Origin of the sequence: Aeromonas sp. 97A, assembly GCF_051919185.1 — a bacterium.
GTDB classification, from domain to species: Bacteria; Pseudomonadota; Gammaproteobacteria; order Enterobacterales; family Aeromonadaceae; genus Aeromonas; species Aeromonas veronii.
In genome coordinates, this window is sequence record NZ_JBQBFF010000001.1 from 1,975,341 (window position 1) to 1,992,469 (window position 17,129).

15 protein-coding genes and 1 pseudogene are annotated in these 17,129 nt (G+C 60.4%); 13 read left to right on the forward strand and 3 right to left on the reverse strand.

The window, feature by feature from the left end; translation table 11 throughout:
- The first annotated feature begins 79 nt into the window (after positions 1 to 79).
- Both ACTG27_RS08760 and ACTG27_RS08765 read left to right on the forward strand, forming a co-directional pair.
- On the forward strand, positions 80 to 739 hold the full coding sequence (locus ACTG27_RS08760; protein ID WP_058056075.1) for a YccT family protein: 660 nt from the start codon (positions 80 to 82) through the stop codon (positions 737 to 739).
- A gap of 181 nt (positions 740 to 920) precedes the next feature.
- Positions 921 to 1,817 carry a histone deacetylase family protein gene (locus ACTG27_RS08765; protein ID WP_439979509.1) on the forward strand — a complete coding sequence of 299 codons (897 nt, stop codon included), beginning with the start codon at positions 921 to 923 and terminating at the stop codon, positions 1,815 to 1,817.
- 157 nt (positions 1,818 to 1,974) lie between these two features.
- Here the strand turns inward: ACTG27_RS08765 and ylqF are convergent, their stop codons facing one another.
- A complete protein-coding gene (gene ylqF, locus ACTG27_RS08770; RefSeq protein WP_439979510.1) occupies positions 1,975 to 2,925 on the reverse strand; it encodes a ribosome biogenesis GTPase YlqF in 951 nt (316 codons plus the stop codon).
- Between the two features lie 323 nt (positions 2,926 to 3,248).
- On the opposite strand from ylqF, the gene ACTG27_RS08775 reads away from it, so the two are divergent.
- From ACTG27_RS08775 to ACTG27_RS08810, 8 genes are all read left to right on the forward strand, one after another.
- Positions 3,249 to 4,646 carry an alkaline phosphatase gene (locus ACTG27_RS08775; RefSeq protein WP_439979511.1) on the forward strand — a complete coding sequence of 466 codons (1,398 nt, stop codon included), beginning with the start codon at positions 3,249 to 3,251 and terminating at the stop codon, positions 4,644 to 4,646.
- Positions 4,647 to 4,657: 11 nt separating this feature from the next.
- A complete protein-coding gene (locus ACTG27_RS08780; RefSeq protein WP_139732383.1) occupies positions 4,658 to 6,049 on the forward strand; it encodes an alkaline phosphatase in 1,392 nt (463 codons plus the stop codon).
- 72 nt (positions 6,050 to 6,121) lie between these two features.
- Positions 6,122 to 6,808, forward strand: coding sequence for a hypothetical protein (locus ACTG27_RS08785; RefSeq protein WP_362786986.1), 687 nt, complete (start codon positions 6,122 to 6,124; stop codon positions 6,806 to 6,808).
- 82 nt (positions 6,809 to 6,890) lie between these two features.
- Positions 6,891 to 7,628, forward strand: a complete 738-nt coding sequence (locus ACTG27_RS08790; RefSeq protein WP_159158649.1) for a substrate-binding periplasmic protein — start codon at positions 6,891 to 6,893, stop codon at positions 7,626 to 7,628.
- Positions 7,629 to 7,873: 245 nt separating this feature from the next.
- The gene (gene rnk, locus ACTG27_RS08795; RefSeq protein ID WP_005334070.1) at positions 7,874 to 8,269 is read left to right on the forward strand and encodes a nucleoside diphosphate kinase regulator; all 396 of its coding nucleotides are present in this window, start codon (positions 7,874 to 7,876) and stop codon (positions 8,267 to 8,269) included.
- A 193-nt stretch (positions 8,270 to 8,462) separates the two neighbouring features.
- Entirely contained in the window at positions 8,463 to 9,053 is a 591-nt protein-coding gene (gene uhpA / locus ACTG27_RS08800; protein WP_021231026.1) for a transcriptional regulator UhpA, read from the forward strand.
- Positions 9,050 to 10,570 carry a signal transduction histidine-protein kinase/phosphatase UhpB gene (gene uhpB, locus ACTG27_RS08805; protein WP_406595394.1) on the forward strand — a complete coding sequence of 507 codons (1,521 nt, stop codon included), beginning with the start codon at positions 9,050 to 9,052 and terminating at the stop codon, positions 10,568 to 10,570. The genes uhpA and uhpB overlap by 4 nt, the downstream gene beginning before the upstream one ends.
- A gap of 21 nt (positions 10,571 to 10,591) precedes the next feature.
- Positions 10,592 to 11,926, forward strand: a complete 1,335-nt coding sequence (locus ACTG27_RS08810) for an MFS transporter (protein WP_005334075.1) — start codon at positions 10,592 to 10,594, stop codon at positions 11,924 to 11,926.
- 18 nt (positions 11,927 to 11,944) lie between these two features.
- Here the strand turns inward: ACTG27_RS08810 and ACTG27_RS08815 are convergent, their stop codons facing one another.
- Positions 11,945 to 13,081, reverse strand: coding sequence for a GGDEF domain-containing protein (locus ACTG27_RS08815; RefSeq protein ID WP_208736558.1), 1,137 nt, complete (start codon positions 13,079 to 13,081; stop codon positions 11,945 to 11,947).
- 499 nt (positions 13,082 to 13,580) lie between these two features.
- On the opposite strand from ACTG27_RS08815, the gene ACTG27_RS08820 reads away from it, so the two are divergent.
- The 3 genes from ACTG27_RS08820 to ACTG27_RS08830 all read left to right on the forward strand — a co-directional run bounded on the left by ACTG27_RS08820 (position 13,581) and on the right by ACTG27_RS08830 (position 16,164).
- Positions 13,581 to 14,381 carry a transporter substrate-binding domain-containing protein gene (locus ACTG27_RS08820; RefSeq protein ID WP_041209881.1) on the forward strand — a complete coding sequence of 267 codons (801 nt, stop codon included), beginning with the start codon at positions 13,581 to 13,583 and terminating at the stop codon, positions 14,379 to 14,381.
- Between the two features lie 96 nt (positions 14,382 to 14,477).
- Positions 14,478 to 15,437, forward strand: coding sequence for an amino acid ABC transporter permease (locus tag ACTG27_RS08825; protein ID WP_439979512.1), 960 nt, complete (start codon positions 14,478 to 14,480; stop codon positions 15,435 to 15,437).
- The gene (locus tag ACTG27_RS08830; protein ID WP_252353522.1) at positions 15,421 to 16,164 is read left to right on the forward strand and encodes an amino acid ABC transporter ATP-binding protein; all 744 of its coding nucleotides are present in this window, start codon (positions 15,421 to 15,423) and stop codon (positions 16,162 to 16,164) included. The genes ACTG27_RS08825 and ACTG27_RS08830 overlap by 17 nt, the downstream gene beginning before the upstream one ends.
- 129 nt (positions 16,165 to 16,293) lie before the next feature.
- Here the strand turns inward: ACTG27_RS08830 and ACTG27_RS08835 are convergent.
- A pseudogene (locus ACTG27_RS08835) lies at positions 16,294 to 17,084 on the reverse strand (substrate-binding periplasmic protein).
- Positions 17,085 to 17,129 lie beyond the last annotated feature (45 nt).

Here is a 17,129-nt window from a genome sequence, read left to right on the forward strand (position 1 = left end):
CATTGCCGCAGTAGGCCAAACCTGTAAAAATGAGCCCCTGTTTTCAGTGGGCAATCGCCTGACTGTTCAAGGAGATGAAATGAAACTGACTGTTCTGGTACCGGCGCTGGCTGGTCTGTTGTGGGCCGGTAGCGCCCTTGCTGATGCCCAATTGGAAGTGACCACCCCGTATGTAGTCCAGCTGATCGATGGTCAATCCATCAACCCCAAGCTGCTCGACAAAACCAGCACCTTCCCCCTCTCTGCCGGCAAACACCAGTTGGTCGTCGCCTTTGAAGGCAACTACTCCAGCCGTAACGAAATCAAGCTGGTGACCGCCGAGCCGCTGGTGCTGAACTTCACTGCCGCCGACAACCAACAGCTGGTGCTGGACTATAAAAAGCCCCGCAACGAAGCCGAAGCCAAGCAGTTTGTCAAAGAACAGAAAGTGGCGCTGAAAGACAAGGTCAGTGGTCAGCAAGTGAGTAGCGAACAGTTCGTGATGCCGAAAGTAGAGGGCTTCCAGCTGACCCGTGACTATCAGCAAGAGCTGATCAACATGGGGAAAGCCTTCAACCAGCCCAAAGCAGTGGCCGTCTCTTCTGCTGCCGTGATGGCTGCCGCCAGCGCACCGGTTCAGGTTGCCCCCAGCAAGGCTCAAAGCAATCCGGAAGCGCTGACCCAGTTGCAAAACTGGTACAACAAGGCCGATGCGGAAACCCGCAAAGCCTTCCAGATCTGGGTTATCCAGCAGCAATAAGCCGGGCTGAGTGATTGACTGAAAGGGGAGCCAAGCTCCCCTTTTCCATATCCTGCGGTCTCACTCACGACGCGTCTTGATTTATGCGCTGCCACTTCCCCTTTATATAGGGAGTACATATATGGATTCATCTGCTGATTTCATATATAGAAAGCGCCACCTTGCCAGGGAGAATGGCACCATGTCGTTGCGCATTTTCTATCACCCCCTCTACTCCTCCCTGACGCTACCCGAGCACCATCGCTTCCCGCTGGCCAAGTATCAAGGGCTGTTTGAACGCCTGCAGGTGCAGGGTTACCCCCTTGGCGAAGCACCGGCCGCAACCTGTGAGCAAATCTGTCGCATTCACGATGCCGATTATGTCGCGGCGGCCCTGAGCGGCCAGCTTGAAGAGCGCGCCATCCGCAAAATCGGTTTTCCCTGGTCACCCATGCTGATGGAGCGCACCTTGCGCTCAGTCGGAGCCACTATTGCCGCCAGCCGCCATGCTCTTGAGCAGGGATGCGGCTTGCAGATCTCCGGCGGCTACCACCACGCCCATCGGGATCACGGCAGCGGTTTTTGTCTGTTCAACGATTTGGGGATTGCCGCCCAGGCTTGCCTTGACGAGGGGCGCTGTGAACAGGTGCTGATCGTCGATCTCGATGTGCATCAGGGGGATGGCAGTGCGACCCTGTGCGCCGGACGGCGCGATATCATCACCCTATCCCTCCATGGGGAGCACAACTTTCCCCATCACAAAGCCACCTCTCACCTCGACTTTCCGCTGCCAAGCGGCATGACGGACGATGCCTATCTCACCACACTGCAACAGGCACTCTCGCTGGCGCTGCGGCTCTATTCGCCGGATCTCATCCTCTATCAGGCGGGCGTCGATGTGCATCATGCTGACGAGCTTGGCTATCTCTCCCTGAGCGATGAAGGGGTTCGCCTGCGCGATGCCATGGTATTTGACTGTGCAATCAAGCATGGGTTACCTGTCGCCGCTGTGCCCGGTGGCGGCTATCGCCGCGACTGGCAACAGCTGATCCCGCTTCATATGTCGCTGTTTGAAACAGCGCGCCACCGTTTTGGCTGATGGCATGGCTTGATAGCGCGGACACGCCATGAGAAGTGGGCGGCATTTCACCAGATAAAACAGAAGAGGCGACCCCTGGGGTCGCCTCTTCGTGTTCCGTCATCTCGCTCACACAAGCTCGCTCGTTGTCAGGCAAGCTCGGGACATCTGAGGATAATTATTTCTGCCGCTTGCGGGCGTACTTTCGACGGGCGCGGGCCTGACGCTCCTCTTCCCGCTCGGCCTTCTCTTTGGCTTTTTCCTCGGCTTCTGCGGCGGCTTCGACAATCTCGACGCTCACCATCTCCGGCGTCTCCAGCGAGATGCGGCCAAGCAAGCCGGAGCGGAACTCGTTGATCAGGATCTCGGACGCCTTGTGCAGGTCGGCCAGCCCCCCTTTGCGCATAAACGCCCGCTGGCGGGCGATCATCTCCAGCAGCTCGATCTCGGTCTCGGGCAACTCGTCAATCTGGTAGCGCGCCTTGATCCGCTCCGGATAGGCCTTGATGAAGTAGTCAGCGGCGAACATGGCGATATCGGCATAGTCGAACACCGTGTCCTTGATGGCCGCGGTGATGGCCAGACGATAACCGCAGGAGGGCGGGTTGAGCTTGGGCCAGAGAAAACCCGGGGTATCGGTCAGGATAACGTTGTTATCCAGCTTGATCCGCTGCTGGGACTTGGTCACCCCCGCCTCGTTGCCGGTGCGGGCGATGATGCGCCCCGCCAGAGTATTGATCAGAGTGGACTTGCCCACGTTGGGGATCCCCATGATCATGGCCCGCACGCCGCGCAGCTCAAAATTGCGCTCCGGCAGCATCTCGTGGCAGAGGGTCAGCAGTTGCTTGATCTTCTCCGGCTCTTGTTGCGTCAGCGGCAGCGCCTTGATCCCCTTCTCTTTTTCCATGTGCGCCACCCACAGATCGGTGATCGCCGGATCGGCTAGGTCCGCCTTGTTCAGCACCTTGATCACCGGGGTATCACCACGCAGCTCGGGCACCAGCGGGTTTTCGCTGGAGAAGGGGATGCGGGCATCGAGCATCTCGATGATCACATCGACCTGGGGCATGACCTCGGCAATCTCTTTGCGGGCCTTGTGCATGTGACCGGGGAACCAGTTGATGGACATATCCGTTACTCTCTGTGGGGGCTGCGGGCGCGCGCATGGAACAACAGGCGCTCTGCCGCGGGCATCGAACGAAGGGGGCGCATTTTACCTGCTGCGGGCCTCTTTTGACAGGTCATTCTAACCATCACCTCATCAAATCAGCAAACCGCCGAGGCGGAGCAACCTTGCCGGAAGCGACCGGACCAACTGGCTCAATTGATAGATAACATATTGATATAGTGTAACATTTTCATCACTTTTTCACACAACCGTCACCGATAGTCAGTAAAAGTGTCATCTGCCCCCTCTAGGCTGCGCTCAGGTTTTACAAGGAGCGAACCCCAATGAGAAAAATGGCAGGACTTGCAGTGATGATCGGCGCCGCCCTGGCTGCCGGCTGCAAATCAGACAATGACACGGTGGCGACCAAGCCCGCAGCCCAACCCACCAACGTCATCTTCTTCCTCGGTGACGGCATGGGCCTCAACACCCTGACGGCGGCCCGCATCTACGGTGTCGGCGAAGAGGGTGATCTCACCATCGATACCCTGCCAGAGACGGCCTTTATCAAGACCTTCTCCCACGATGCCCAGGTCACTGACTCGGCCCCCTCCATGGCGGCCTACATGACCGGGGTCAAGAGCAACAACGGCGTCATCAGCATGGACGGCGACGCCACCTATGAGAGCGACTGCAGCAAGAGCGCCGGCCAGCCGGTGACAACCCTGCTGGAGCTGGCCAAAGCCGATGGCCGCGGTACAGGTGTGGTAACCAGCACCCGGGTAACCCACGCCACCCCGGCGGCTACCTATGCCCATATCTGCAACCGGGATCTGGAGGCGGATATCGCCGTCCAGCTGGTACCGGGCGGCAAAGGCTACAACAGCGCCCTCAAGGAGGGGCTGGATGTGGTGCTCGGTGGCGGCAGCAGCTTCTTCCTGCCCAAAGCTGACAAGGGCAAGCGGGAAGATGGCCGCAACCTCATCAGTGAAATGCAGGCCAAGGGCTACCAGTTTGCCAGCAATCTGGATGAGCTGAACAAGGCCGATGCGGGCAAGCCACTGCTGGGCCTGTTTGGTTCCAGCCACATGAAATATGACCTGGACCGTCCCGCCAGCGAGCCGTCACTGGCCCAGATGACCCTGGCCGCCATCAAACAGCTCAAGGGCAAAGAGAAGGGTTACTTCCTGATGGTGGAAGGGGGCCGCATCGACCACGCCCTGCACGACACCAACGCCAAGCGGGCGCTGCAGGACACCATCGCCTTCGACAACGCCATCAAAGCCGCCATCGACGAGGTGAAAAAGAGCGACCCCGAGCTGAAAAACACCCTGATCGTGGTCACCGCCGACCACGACCACACGCTAGTGCTCAACGGCTATGCCAAGCGCACCGGCAAGACCACCGCCGACAACCCCGGCGTACTCGGGCTGGTGAAGAACTACGAGACTGGCGAGCCAAGCAAGGATAGCGAGGGCATGCCCTACACCATCATCGGTTTTGGCAACGGCTACAACCGGGTGGATGGCCCGCGCAGCAGCGTCGCCCCGCTCGACGATGCCACCGTCTCCGCCAATGACTACCACCAGGAAGTGGTGGTCAAGGTAGGCGAGATCGGCAACGAGACCCACGGCGGCACCGATGTCTTCCTCGGCGCCATCGGCAAGGGGGCTGACAGCTTCCATGGCTCACTCGATAACACCGCCGTGTTCGGCAAGATCAAGGCTGCGGCCAAGCTGTAAGGAGCACTTTCATGAGCAAACAGATGAACACATCCATCAAGCACACGCTGGTCTGCGCCGCCCTGTTCAGTGCGCTGGGCGCAACCTCCCAGGCACAGGCCGGTGATGCCAAAAACGTCATTCTCTTTATCGGTGATGGCATGGGGCCTACCGTGCTCACCGCCACCCGCCTGTTCAAGGTGGGAGAAGAGGGCAATCTGGAGATGATGAAACTGCCGCGCAGTGCCCGCATCAAGACCTTCTCCAACGATGCCCAGACCACCGACTCGGCCCCCTCCATGGCGGCCTACACCACCGGGGTCAAGATGAACAACGAGGTGATCGCCATGAGCAGCGACACCAAAGCCGTCGCCCCCGGCAAAGACGTCAATGGCAACAAAACCGTCAACAATTGCAGCAGCGACAACGGCAAGCCGGTGCCCACCATCCTGGAGCTGGCCAAGGCGGCAGGCAAATCGGTCGGGGCCGTCACCACTACCGAGCTGACCCACGCTACCCCGGCGGCTACCTACGCCCACATCTGCCATCGGGATGCCGCTTATGACATCGCCGCACAAGCTGTTCCGGGAGGAACTGGTTTCAACCAGGCGCTGGGGGATGGGGTCGATGTACTGATGGGCGGTGGTGCCAACCACTGGACCCCCTACAGCGCCAGCAACAAGGGCGGTCGCAATGACAACCGCGACCTGACCGCCGAGATGAAGGCGCAGGGATACAGCTATGTCACCACTCAAAGTGAACTGGCCAAGGTCACCAGCGGCAAGGTGCTCGGTCTATTCAGCAGCAAATCCCACCTCGACTACGAGCTGGATCGGGTCGCCAAGGGGGCAGCCAATACCCAGCCGTCCCTCTCCGAAATGACCGCCAAGGCGATCGACCTGCTGAGCAAGAACAGTCAGGGTTACTTCCTGATGGTAGAAGGCGGCCGGATCGATCATGCCCTGCACGGCACCAACGCCAAGCGCTCGCTCACCGACGCGGTGGCACTGGATGAGGCGGTCAAGACGGCGCTGGGTAAAGTGGATCTCAGCAATACCCTGATCGTGGTCACCGCCGACCATGACCACACCATGACCATTAACGGCTACTCCGCCAAGGGCAATCCGGTGCTGGACCTGGTGAAAAATGGCGATGGCTCGACCCAGAACGACGTGGATGGCAAGCCCTTCACCACCCTGGTGTTCGGTAACGGCCCCAACCGCCCCGATGTGCGCCCCGTCCTCACCAGCGATCAGGTGATGGCCAATGACTACCTGCAGGAGACCGGCGTCAAACTGACATCGGAAACCCACGGCGGCGGCGATGTGATGCTGTTTGCCGATGGCGCCGGCAGCAACCGCTTCAAAGGCACGCTGGATAACACCAAGGTGTTTGGCAAACTGCGGGAGGCGCTCGGCCTGTAAGCAGCAGGGGCCCGGGTGCATCTGAGCAATCGACTCAGCGGCCCGGGCCCCGGCTCTTTCGAGCGACAGATGATGATGCGACTTTTGCTTTCGTTATGGCTGCTTGGCAGCCCCCTCGCCTTCCCCCTGCATGCTGACGACACGCCCCCGGATCTCGCCGCCCGGATCAGCTATCACGACCGGAACACCGGCAGCGATGGCATCGCCAGAGAGAGTCTCTGGCAAGAGAAGTGGCTGCGCGTGGGCAATCAGGTATGGAGCCAGCGGCTCATTCCCCTCCCCCTTGCCCGTGCCTATCACGCCACTCACGACGCCACGCCCGGCCACAAGCACTTTACCCACCAGATGGCGGCCCGCTGGGTCAGTCGCAGTGATGAGGGTGAACTTCAGCTGCGTTATGCCGACAGCTGGCACAACCAGCTGGTTGAAGTACCGGTGGAAGAGTATGGCCAGGTGGCCTTCAAGCCCGACTGGCTGCGGATCCGCCATCTCGTCAACCCGGTGCTGATCGAGGGGATGACCCCGCTGGATGAGGCCGCCCCCGAGCAGGCCCGCTGGTATGAAAAGCGCGAAGGGCAGCAACGAACCCGCATTCTCTGGTCGAGTCAGTGGCAGATCCCGCTGGTAGTCGAATCGGCCAGTCTCGACGGCTATCGCAGCTACCGGATGGAGGTAACCCTGCGCAAGCTGCCTGCTCAGCTCCCCTGGCAGCAACTCGCTGATTACGAAGTGCGCGATCTGCGGGATTTCTTCGACTGAGATCCCAACCCCTCAGCAGGCACAACGACAACGCAGGCAGGAATGTTACACTCTGCATATTCGACTCTGGCTCACGACCTTGATGCGCGCTCTCTGCCTGCCCTTTTTTACCCTGCTGTTATTGCTGGTGAACACCGGTGCACAGGCTATTGTGCTGGTGGCGGCCGAGCTGCCCCCTTACGTCATTCAGTCCTCCCATGGTAAACCCAGCGGGGTGGGTATCGAAATAATGGAAGAAGCTGCTCGACGCCTTAAAGAACCGCTCACCATCGAGCTGATGCCACTGGCCAGAGCCCTGACTCAGGCTATCCACCGCAAGGATGTGCTGCTGATCCCGCCGGTACGCAGCACTCAACGGGAACACCTCTACTACTGGGTAACACCGATACTCGATGACGATTTTGTCATCGTCAGCGATCGCCGCTTTCATCCTTCTCCCCTCAAAGTGACAGATCTCCCACCGCTGCAGATCGGCACCTTGCGCTACTCCTTCGGTCAGCATCTGCTCAGACAACGACTTAAGCTTGAAAGTGATACCGTGGCCACCGAGAAGCTCAATGCCCAGAAATTGCATCGGGGCCGTATCGATGCCTGGGTGGCCGCCTGGAACGCCATCCTCTACAACCAGCGCCTTGGTGATTTGCCAACCGACCGGCTGGTACGTGGGGAGACTCTGATGCGTACCCAATTTTATGTCGCCGCCAGCAAGGAGTTCCCCTTCACCGAGGGACGTCGCTGGCAAGCCGTAATCGACGAGATGCGCCATGATGGCACACTGGCGCGGATCATCCGTCAGTACAACTATCAGGCTCCTGAGTAGTCACTCAATCGCGGTTGCCAAGGCCGGCCAGAATGGTTATGGTAGCCCCATGAAAATACTCGCTATTTCCTCGCATTTGCTCACACCCTGCTGAGCCCCCGCCTCGCTCCTTCGGCCGCGAGTCGCTTGGGGGCATGGCATTTTCAATCGATTGAACCTGTTGAATCCATTTTTGTAACACTTTGCGTGATGGCCAACCTGCACCAGCCGGTATGGGCCTATCCGCTATTGATAAGGAATATCTTATGAAACAACCTCATCTGGTTATCTCCAGCCTTGATCTGGACCGTATCGAACAACTGCTCGGCAACCACCCGCAGCATCTGGCCCTGCAAGAGGAGCTGGACCGCGCCGAGATCCGCGAACCGGCCGACATGCCGCCGGACGTGGTCACCATGAACAGCAAGGTGCGCTTCAAGATGCAGAGCAGCGGCAACGAGTTCTGCCTCACCCTGGTCTACCCGCGCGATGCCAAGGGCGACGAGAGCAACATCTCGGTACTGGCGCCGGTGGGTAGCGCCCTGCTCGGCCTGAAAGTGGGCGACAGCATCGCCTGGCCGGGCCCGGCCGGTCGCACCATCGAGGTAGAAATTCTGGAAGTGGTCTATCAGCCCGAACGCGCCGGCGAGCTGCACCGCTGAGTCCCCCGGGCTGGTCATCCCCCTGTTGATCAGCCCGCTTGTTCGCCCTTGCCAGCTGATCCCGATCAAGCTTTGCGCACCTTGCTCCCCGGTTTTTAGCCCCTTTTCCTGCTGCTGCTTGAGCCTGACTCGGGGGGCAGGTATCTTGTTGGCCGCGTCATGGTCATGACGCACCGAATTTCAGGCTGACATCATGATAAAAATTGCCCTCATCGACGATCACCAGATCGTCCGATCCGGTTTTGCCCAACTGCTCAATCTGGAGCCCGACCTGCAGGTGGTCGCCGAATTCGGCTCCGCCAGCGACGCCCTTGCCGGCCTGCCCGGCAGCGGGGCGCGCGTCTGCGTCTGCGACATCTCGATGCCCGACCAATCGGGGCTGGAGCTGCTCAAGCAGCTCCCCTCCGGCCTGGCAGTGGTGATGCTCTCGGTGCACGACAGCCCGGCCCTCATCGAGCAGGCGCTGCAAACCGGCGCCAAGGGGTTTCTCTCCAAGCGGTGCAGTCCGGACGAGCTGATCGCCGCGGTGCGTACCGCCGCCCAGGGGGGGTGTTATCTTACGCCGGACATCGCCCAGAAACTGGCCAGCAGCAGCCGGGATCCCCTCACCAATCGGGAGCGGGAGATTGCCCAGTTGCTGGCACAGGGGCTGGAGGTGAAGGCCATCGCCGAGCAGCTCGGCCTCTCCCCCAAAACCGTCCACGTCCATCGCGCCAACCTGATGGACAAGCTCAAGGTCAGCAACAACGTCGAGCTGGCCCACCGCATGCTGGATAGCTGGTGATCTCCCGTTTTGCCAGCTATGTCGCCATCGCGCTGGCGGCCTGCTTCATTTTTGCCGCCGGCTGGTTTTGCCTCTGGAGCATCAGCCTGCATCTGGCGGGTGGCCCGGCGCTGGCGGTGCTGCTATTCCCCTTCGGCCTTCGCCTTGGCTTGTTGTTGCAAAGTCCCGGCCACTACTGGCCGCCACTGTTGCTGTGCGAAGGGCTGCTGCTCTACTGGCTCAATCTGGAGGTGGGGCTCCCCCACTGGCCGTGGCTGGTCGCGGGCAGTCTGCTGACCCTGCTACCGCTGCTGATTGCCCGTCGCCAACAGGTGCGCAACGACTGGCAGCAACTGTTGCTGCTGCTCGCCACCGTCACGGCGGCGGCGCTGCTGCAAGCCCTGCTCTGGCATCTGGCCGGGGAAGATGGCCTCTCGGCCCTGCTGCTCAGCCTGACCGGCGGGCTGACCCTGACCTCCACCTGCATGCTGATCTGGCACTACCTCACCCGCGCCACCTGGGTGCCGCTCGGGCCTGCGCTGGTGGATCAGCCGGTGGAGTGGCGCTTTCGCCATCTGGTCTGGTATCTGCTGCTGTTCATATTGAGCCTCTGGCTGCAACTGGGATTGCCCAACTCGCTGGTGCGCTTCACCCCGTTTTGTCTGGCCATCCCCATCATCGCCATGGCGTGGCGCTACGGCTGGCAGGGGGCGCTGCTCGCCACCCTGATGAACACCATCGCCCTGCTGGCCAGTCAGGCCTGGCACGATCACCCCCTCGACTTGCTGCTCTCATTGCTGGCCCAGAGCCTCACCGGCCTGCTGCTCGGCGCCGGGATCCAGCGCCAGCGCGAGCTCAATCAGGCGCTGACCCGCCAGCTCGCCCATAATCGCCAGCTCACCGAGCGGCTGCTGGAGACCGAGGAGAGTATCCGCAAGGAGGTGGCGCGCGAGCTGCACGACGACATCGGCCAGACCATTACCGCCATTCGCACCCAAGCCGGGATCGTGCGCCGCCTCGCCCCCGACAATGCCGGGGTGGGCCAGAGCAGCGCCCTGATCGACACCCTATCGCTCGGGATCTACGACGCGGTACGCGGTCTGCTCGGGCGGCTGCGCCCGCGCCAGCTCGACGACATGACCCTGGAGCAGGCGGTACGGGCGCTGCTCAGAGAACTGGAGCTGGAGCGCCACGGCATCGTCACCCGGCTGGAGTGGCAGTTGGCGGATGGGGATCTCTCCGATGCCCAGCGGGTCACCCTGTTTCGGGTCTGTCAGGAGGGGCTCAACAACGTGGTCAAACATGCCAACGCCCACTCGGTCACCATTCGCGCCCGGGCCAGCGGCGAGCAGTTGCAACTGGTGCTGGAAGATGATGGCCGCGGTCTGCCGGAAAGCCGCCCGCAACAGGGCTATGGCCTGCTCGGTATTCGCGAGCGGGTACAGGCCCTCGGGGGCAGCTTGCAGCTCTCCTGCATCCACGGCACCCAGCTGACGGTCAACCTGCCCAGTCGCAGACGGGAGGAGAGTCATGGCTAATCACCACCAGAGGGCCTGCCTGTGCTGAGTTTTATGAGAAGCGCGCCGCCCCGGCCCCTTATCCGGGATCAGGCCGAGATCGATGCCACCTATCGCCACTGGCGGCTGCACCTGCTGCTGACCATGTATCTGGGCTACGCGGTCTTCTACTTCACCCGCAAGAGCTTCAACTTCGCCATGCCAGACATGCTGGCGAGCGGCATGCTGGACAAGTCCGACATCGGCATGCTCTGGACTCTGTTCTACATCACCTACGGCTGCTCCAAGTTCTTCTCCGGCATCATCAGTGACCGCGCCAACCCGCGCTACTTTATGGGTGTCGGACTGATGGCCACCGGCGTTATCAACATACTGTTCGGCCTCTCGTCGGCACTCTGGATGTTTGCCGCCCTTTGGGTCGCCAACGCCTTCTTCCAGGGCTGGGGCTGGCCCCCCTGCTCCAAGCTGCTTACCAGCTGGTATTCGCGCACCGAGCGCGGCGTCTGGTGGTCGGCCTGGAACACTGCCCACAACGTCGGCGGCGCGCTCATCCCCCTTATCGTCAGCACCATCGCCCTGCAACATGGCTGGCGCTACGGCATGATAGTGCCCGGCCTTATCGCCATCATCGCGGGATTGTTCCTCTGCTGGCGACTGCGGGATACCCCGAGCGCCATGGGATTGCCAACAGTGGGCGAGTGGCGCAAGGATGCCATGGAGCTGGCCCAGCAGACCCAGGATGCGGGGCTCTCCCACCGCCAGATCCTGCGCAAATATGTGCTGGGCAACCCCTATATCTGGCTGCTCGCCTGCTGTTACGTGTTGGTCTATGTGGTGCGCACCGCCATCAATGACTGGGGCAATCTCTATATGACCGAGCAGCGCGGCTTCAATCTGATGAGCGCCAACTCGGCCATTTCCATGTTCGAGGTGGGAGGCTTTATCGGTGCTCTGGTGGCGGGCTGGGGATCGGACAAGCTGTTCAACGGCAACCGTGGCCCGATGAACCTCATCTTTGCGGTGGGGATCCTGCTGGCGGTGGGATCGCTCTGGCTGATGCCCTTCTTCAGCTATGTGATGCAGGCGGCCTGCTTCTTCACCATCGGCTTTTTCGTGTTTGGCCCCCAGATGCTGATCGGCATGGCGGCGGCGGAGTGCTCCCACAAGAACTCGGCGGGGGCGGCCACCGGCTTTGTCGGGCTGTTCGCCTATATGGGGGCTGCGCTGTCGGGCTATCCGCTGGCCAAGGTGATGGAGATCTGGCACTGGAACGGCTTCTTCGTGGTGATCTCGGTGGCGGCGGGCGTCTCGGCCCTGCTGCTGCTTCCCTTTCTCAAGGCGCAGGCACCGCGCCCCCAACCTGCCGACACTATGTGATACCGGACTGAGCGGGAGTTACGCCTCCCGGCCAGCCTGACAGACCCGGTTCTTGCCCTGCCGCTTGGCGCAATAGAGCGCATGATCGGCCTGAGTGAACAGAGGATCAAAGTGCCACTCCCCGTGCCAGTGGGAGAGCCCCATGCTGACCGTGATGGAGAGGCCGCCCATGTCACGGTTCGCGACCGCCTCCAGCAATCCCTCGCAGCGCTGCAGCGCCAGCACACCGGGCTGCGAGAAGAGCAGCACAAACTCCTCGCCACCGAAACGGCTGCACACCAAATCGGGCTGGCTACCCAGATAGGCGCCGAGCTCGGCCAGCACCCGATCACCTACCTCGTGGCCATGCTGGTCATTGATCTGCTTGAAATCGTCGATATCGAGCACGGCCAGCGCGCCGCCGTCACCCAACTTCTGCTGCTTCAGCTGATCCATAAAGCCACGCCGGTTGAGCAGGCCGGTGAGAGGGTCGTGGCTCGCCTGCTGGTGCAGCGCCAGCGCCCGGTACTGGGTACAGAGCAGCAGCACCCCGAAGGTGGAGAGATAGCTCCCCATCAGCATGGAGAGGAAGGGCAGCACATTGACCCCGCTCTTATCCATCAGCATCTGCACGTTGTCCTGCCACAGGAACCAGAGCCGCATCAGGTAGAAGGCGTAGAGCAGGATATTGACCACGGTAAAGACCATCACCGCCGGCAAATAGTCGGGGTAGCCGTGACGCCAGACCAGATAGACGATCACCGCCCCCAGCACCATGTAGCTCAGGCAAGCCAGCATCACCCTGGACTCCATCCCCCCCTTCACGATGCACCAGCTCAGGATCAGCAGATAGACCAGCATAAAGAGCACACCGGCACGCCAGTTCGGGGGCTGGCCGAAAAAGCGCTGCAGCGCCAGCGGCATCAGCGCGATGCAGAGCGTGATCAGGGTGTTAGCCAGCCAGATGCCGGATGGGCTGGGGAAAAATGCCTGCAACGAGAAGAGCGTCTGGGCCACCAGCGCACAGAGTGCAGACCACCACCAGTAACCGATACCGGGGATCTCCCTGTGGGTAGACCAGATGATGGAGAGGGTAATAAAGCCAAGACTGTAGCCACCCAGCGCCATCAGCATCAGGGTAAAAACGTCCAGTTTCAGCAGCAGTGAGAGCGCCATACAAGAACCAGTTTCAGAAGGTAACTGAGTATATGAGAAGCGTTTGCCAAGACCCAGAGGGGACTGACTGTTTTCACAATAAAAACATATTGTTTACTGTCTCTGTAGACTGCTTGCCCTGTCGGGATCGCACCACCGCAGGTACAGAAAACGTCAGAGCACAAAACAAGTCACAATCGAATCCCACCATATGTAACAAAAGGTATTGAACACAATTTGGGCTTGAACCGGCCACGTTAGATAGATATGTTGTTTTCGTGTGATTTTATGAGTGAAGCGGTGAGCAAAAAGTGCCTCTAACCTATTGAGTATTCTGACACAATTGGTTTTTGGTACATTTTTCGCTCAATTTCGATTCATAGCATCCCATATGGGGCTTTCCCCCGACCCAAGACATTCATCCTGTCTTGCCTGTTGCCGGATGCAGCAGTCTCTTGTGCCACGGAGTCGCACGGGATCAGGTTCAAGGCCGAACACAACATCGACAGAGACGTCACCCATGATCAAAAAACTGATTCTTTCTACCCTGCTCTTCTGCGGGCTGGCGACCGCCGCCCCCGCCACTACCCCCACCTCAACCCTGGATGCCGTGCTGGAGCGCGGTGTGCTGCGGGTTGGCTTCGACGCCGGCTATCAACCTTTCGAGATGACCAACAAACAGGGCCAGTACATCGGCTTTGACGTCGATCTCGCCAAGATGGTCGCCAAGGAGATGGGCGTGAAGGTCGAGTTCGTCAACACCGCGTGGGACGGCATCATTCCGGCGCTCCTGACCAACAAGTTCGACGTCATCATGGGCGGCATGACCGTCACTCCGCAGCGCAACCTGCGGGTCAACTTTGCCGATCCCTACATCGTGGTCGGCCAGACCATCGTTGTGCGCAAGGACAAGGCAGCCGAGATCAAATCCTTCACCGACCTCAACGACCCGAAATACAAGATTGCGGTCAAGCTCGGCACCACCGGCGAGCAGGCGGTCAAGCGCCTCATCCCGAAAGCCACCCTGCTGCAGTTTGAAACCCAGGATGACGCCAAGCTGGAAGTGATCAACGGCAAGGTCGATGCCTTCGTCTACGACCTGCCCTACAACGCCATCTTCGCCTCCCAGAACAAGGGCGCCGTGGTACACCTCGACAAGCCGTTCACCTTCGAGCCGCTGGCCTGGGCCATCCGCAAAGGAGATCAGGACACCCTCAACTGGTTCAACAACTACCTGCGCCAAATCAAGGGCGATGGCAGCTACGACCGCCTCTACAAGAAGTGGTTCGAATCCAACGCCTGGCTGAGTCAGCTCAAATAACCTCAAAAGGGGGCGCCTTGCCGCCCCCTCTCGCAACACCCCACACAATAACGAGAAGAGGTTGTGACTGTGCACACACCCAAACCGACAAGACAGATGGAAAAACAGCCCAACCCGCTGCTCTGGCACGGCGTCTTTTTGCTGATGCTGCTGGTGGCCGTGTTCGGCATCTACAAGGCGGTGCAATCCGTTGACTACACCTGGCGCTGGGAACGCATTCCCCAGTACATCGCCTATCAGGCCGAACAGAAGAATTACGCCGAGTTTGACGGCACCGTGGTGGCCGGCACCACTGCCGCAGAGAAAGGCAAACTGTTCCTGCAAGACGATCTCGACCCCAACCAGCGCCAGCCCATCGCGACCAGCGGTGTGCAGGTCAGCGAAGGGGATACCGTCTTTCGTGGCGATGCCCTCGATATCCAGCTGAGCTGGACCGCCGGCCCCATCGCCTGGGGCGTCTGGATGACCATCAAGCTCTCGCTGGTGGCGGGCATCTTCGCCATTTTGCTCGGCACCCTGGCCGGGCTGGCCCGACTCTCCCCCAACCCGGCCCTGCGCAATCTGGCCGTCACCTATGTGGAGCTCATTCGCGGCACCCCGCTGCTGGTGCAGATCTTCATCGTCTACTTCTTTATCGGCACCGTGCTAAACCTCGATCGCTTCACTGCCGGGGTCGCGGCACTGGCCGTCTTTACCGGCGCCTATGTGGCGGAGATTGTCCGCGCCGGCATCAGCTCCATCCACAAGGGACAGATGGAGGCAGGCCGCAGTCTGGGTCTCACCTCAGCCCAGACCATGCTCTACGTCATCTTGCCGCAGGCGTTCAAGCGGGTACTGCCGCCACTGGCGGGTCAGTTCATCAACCTGATCAAGGACTCCTCGCTGGTGTCGGTCATCTCCATCACCGATCTGACCAAGGCGGGGCGCGAGGTGGTCAGCTCCACCTTCAGCCCGTTCGAGGTGTGGTTCACCGTGGCGCTGCTCTATCTGGTACTGACCGGTACCCTCTCCTTTCTGGTGCGCCGTCTCGAGGTGAAATATGCGAAAAGCAACTGATCCCATCATCAAGGCGACCGGTGTAGAGAAGTTCTACGGCAGCGAAGTACATGCCCTGAAAAACGTCACCACCGAGGTCGCCGAAGGGGAAGTGGTAGTGATCGTCGGCCCCAGCGGCTCCGGCAAGTCCACCTTTCTGCGCACCCTCAACCAGCTGGAGACCATCAACGATGGCGATATCGTGGTGGACGGCATCTGCCTCACCCAGCCGGGCGATGTCAACAAGCTGCGGGAAGAGGTGGGCATGGTGTTCCAGTCCTTCAACCTCTTTCCCCACCTGACGGTGCTGGAGAACATCTGCCTCGCCCCGCAAAAAGTGCGGGGACTGTCGCGCAAGGAGGCCGAAGATCGCGCCAAGGCCCTGTTGCTGAAAGTGGGGCTTTCGGCCAAGGCGGGCAGCTACCCCTCCCAGCTCTCCGGTGGTCAGCAGCAGCGGGTGGCCATCGCCCGGGCGCTCGCCATGCAGCCACGCATCATGCTCTTCGACGAACCCACCAGCGCGCTCGACCCCGAGATGGTGGGCGAAGTACTGGACGTCATGAAGGGGCTCGCCCGCGAAGGGATGACCATGGTAGTGGTGACCCACGAGATGGGCTTTGCCCGGGAAGTGGCGGATCGGGTGCTCTTTATGGAGAGCGGCGAACTGCTGGTGGATGAGAAGCCAACGGCGTTTTTCGACAATCCCCCCTCCCCGCGCCTGCGCCAGTTCCTGAGCCAGGTGCTGTAAACGCCGACCCACAGCCAGTTAAAATGGCCAGTAAAAAAGAGAGAGGAACCATGGTTCCTCTCTCTTTTTCTTGGCGGTTCGGATGACACAACACTACTCGCTGCTGAAGCCGCTCCCGCGGTTACCGGCTCAGCGCGGGGACTTTCCCAAATAGCGCTCGACGATGGGCTTGATCCCGTCGCGCTTTTTGAGCTGATAGAGCCCCTTGTCAAACTGCTCGATAACGCTCTCCTTGTAGGGAAAATCCCCCTTGCGACTGTAACCGAGAAAACCCTGTTCCCGGCTGAGCACGGGCCCCTGTTTGAGCAACGAGATATCGGTCACCGCCAGCTGATCCCCCTTGATCATGGCGAGCAGTTCATAGAGCAGAGAGAGGCGATCGTTGATGGTGCAATCCACCCGCCCCCGCACAATCTTGAGCAGGTTCTCCCGGTTGCTCTTCACCTCCTCCACATCGATTTTCTTCTCCTTCACCGCCTGCCAGAAGGCATCGCCGCGACCGCAAAACCGGCATTCATGCCAAAGCGCAAACCTTGATAGTCGAGCGGAAACCTTGCCTGCGGGGTATTGGCAGCCACACTGGCGCCACACATCACTACCAGCTCTTCATCAAGCAGCGGCTGGGAGTAGGGCCAGATATAGGGGCGAGTATCCGGCATATAGTAGGGAGGGAAAATGGCAAATGCGCTGCCCTGCTCCACCATGCTCAGACCGCGGCGCCATGGCATCGGTTTGAGCACCACCTCATAGTCGGGCATGGCGGTGGTTACCTCACGGATGATATCGGCATAGATCCCCCGCACCTCTTTGCCCTCCTGCCAGGAGTAGGGGGGATAGCTGGCATCCGCCACTATCTCCACCCGGGTTTTGGCCTGTGCCAGCAGGCAGAATCCCAGCAACAGATAAACACAGATACGCATTAACCAATCCTCTGACGCTCAATCTGCATCAAGCATAGTCAGCGG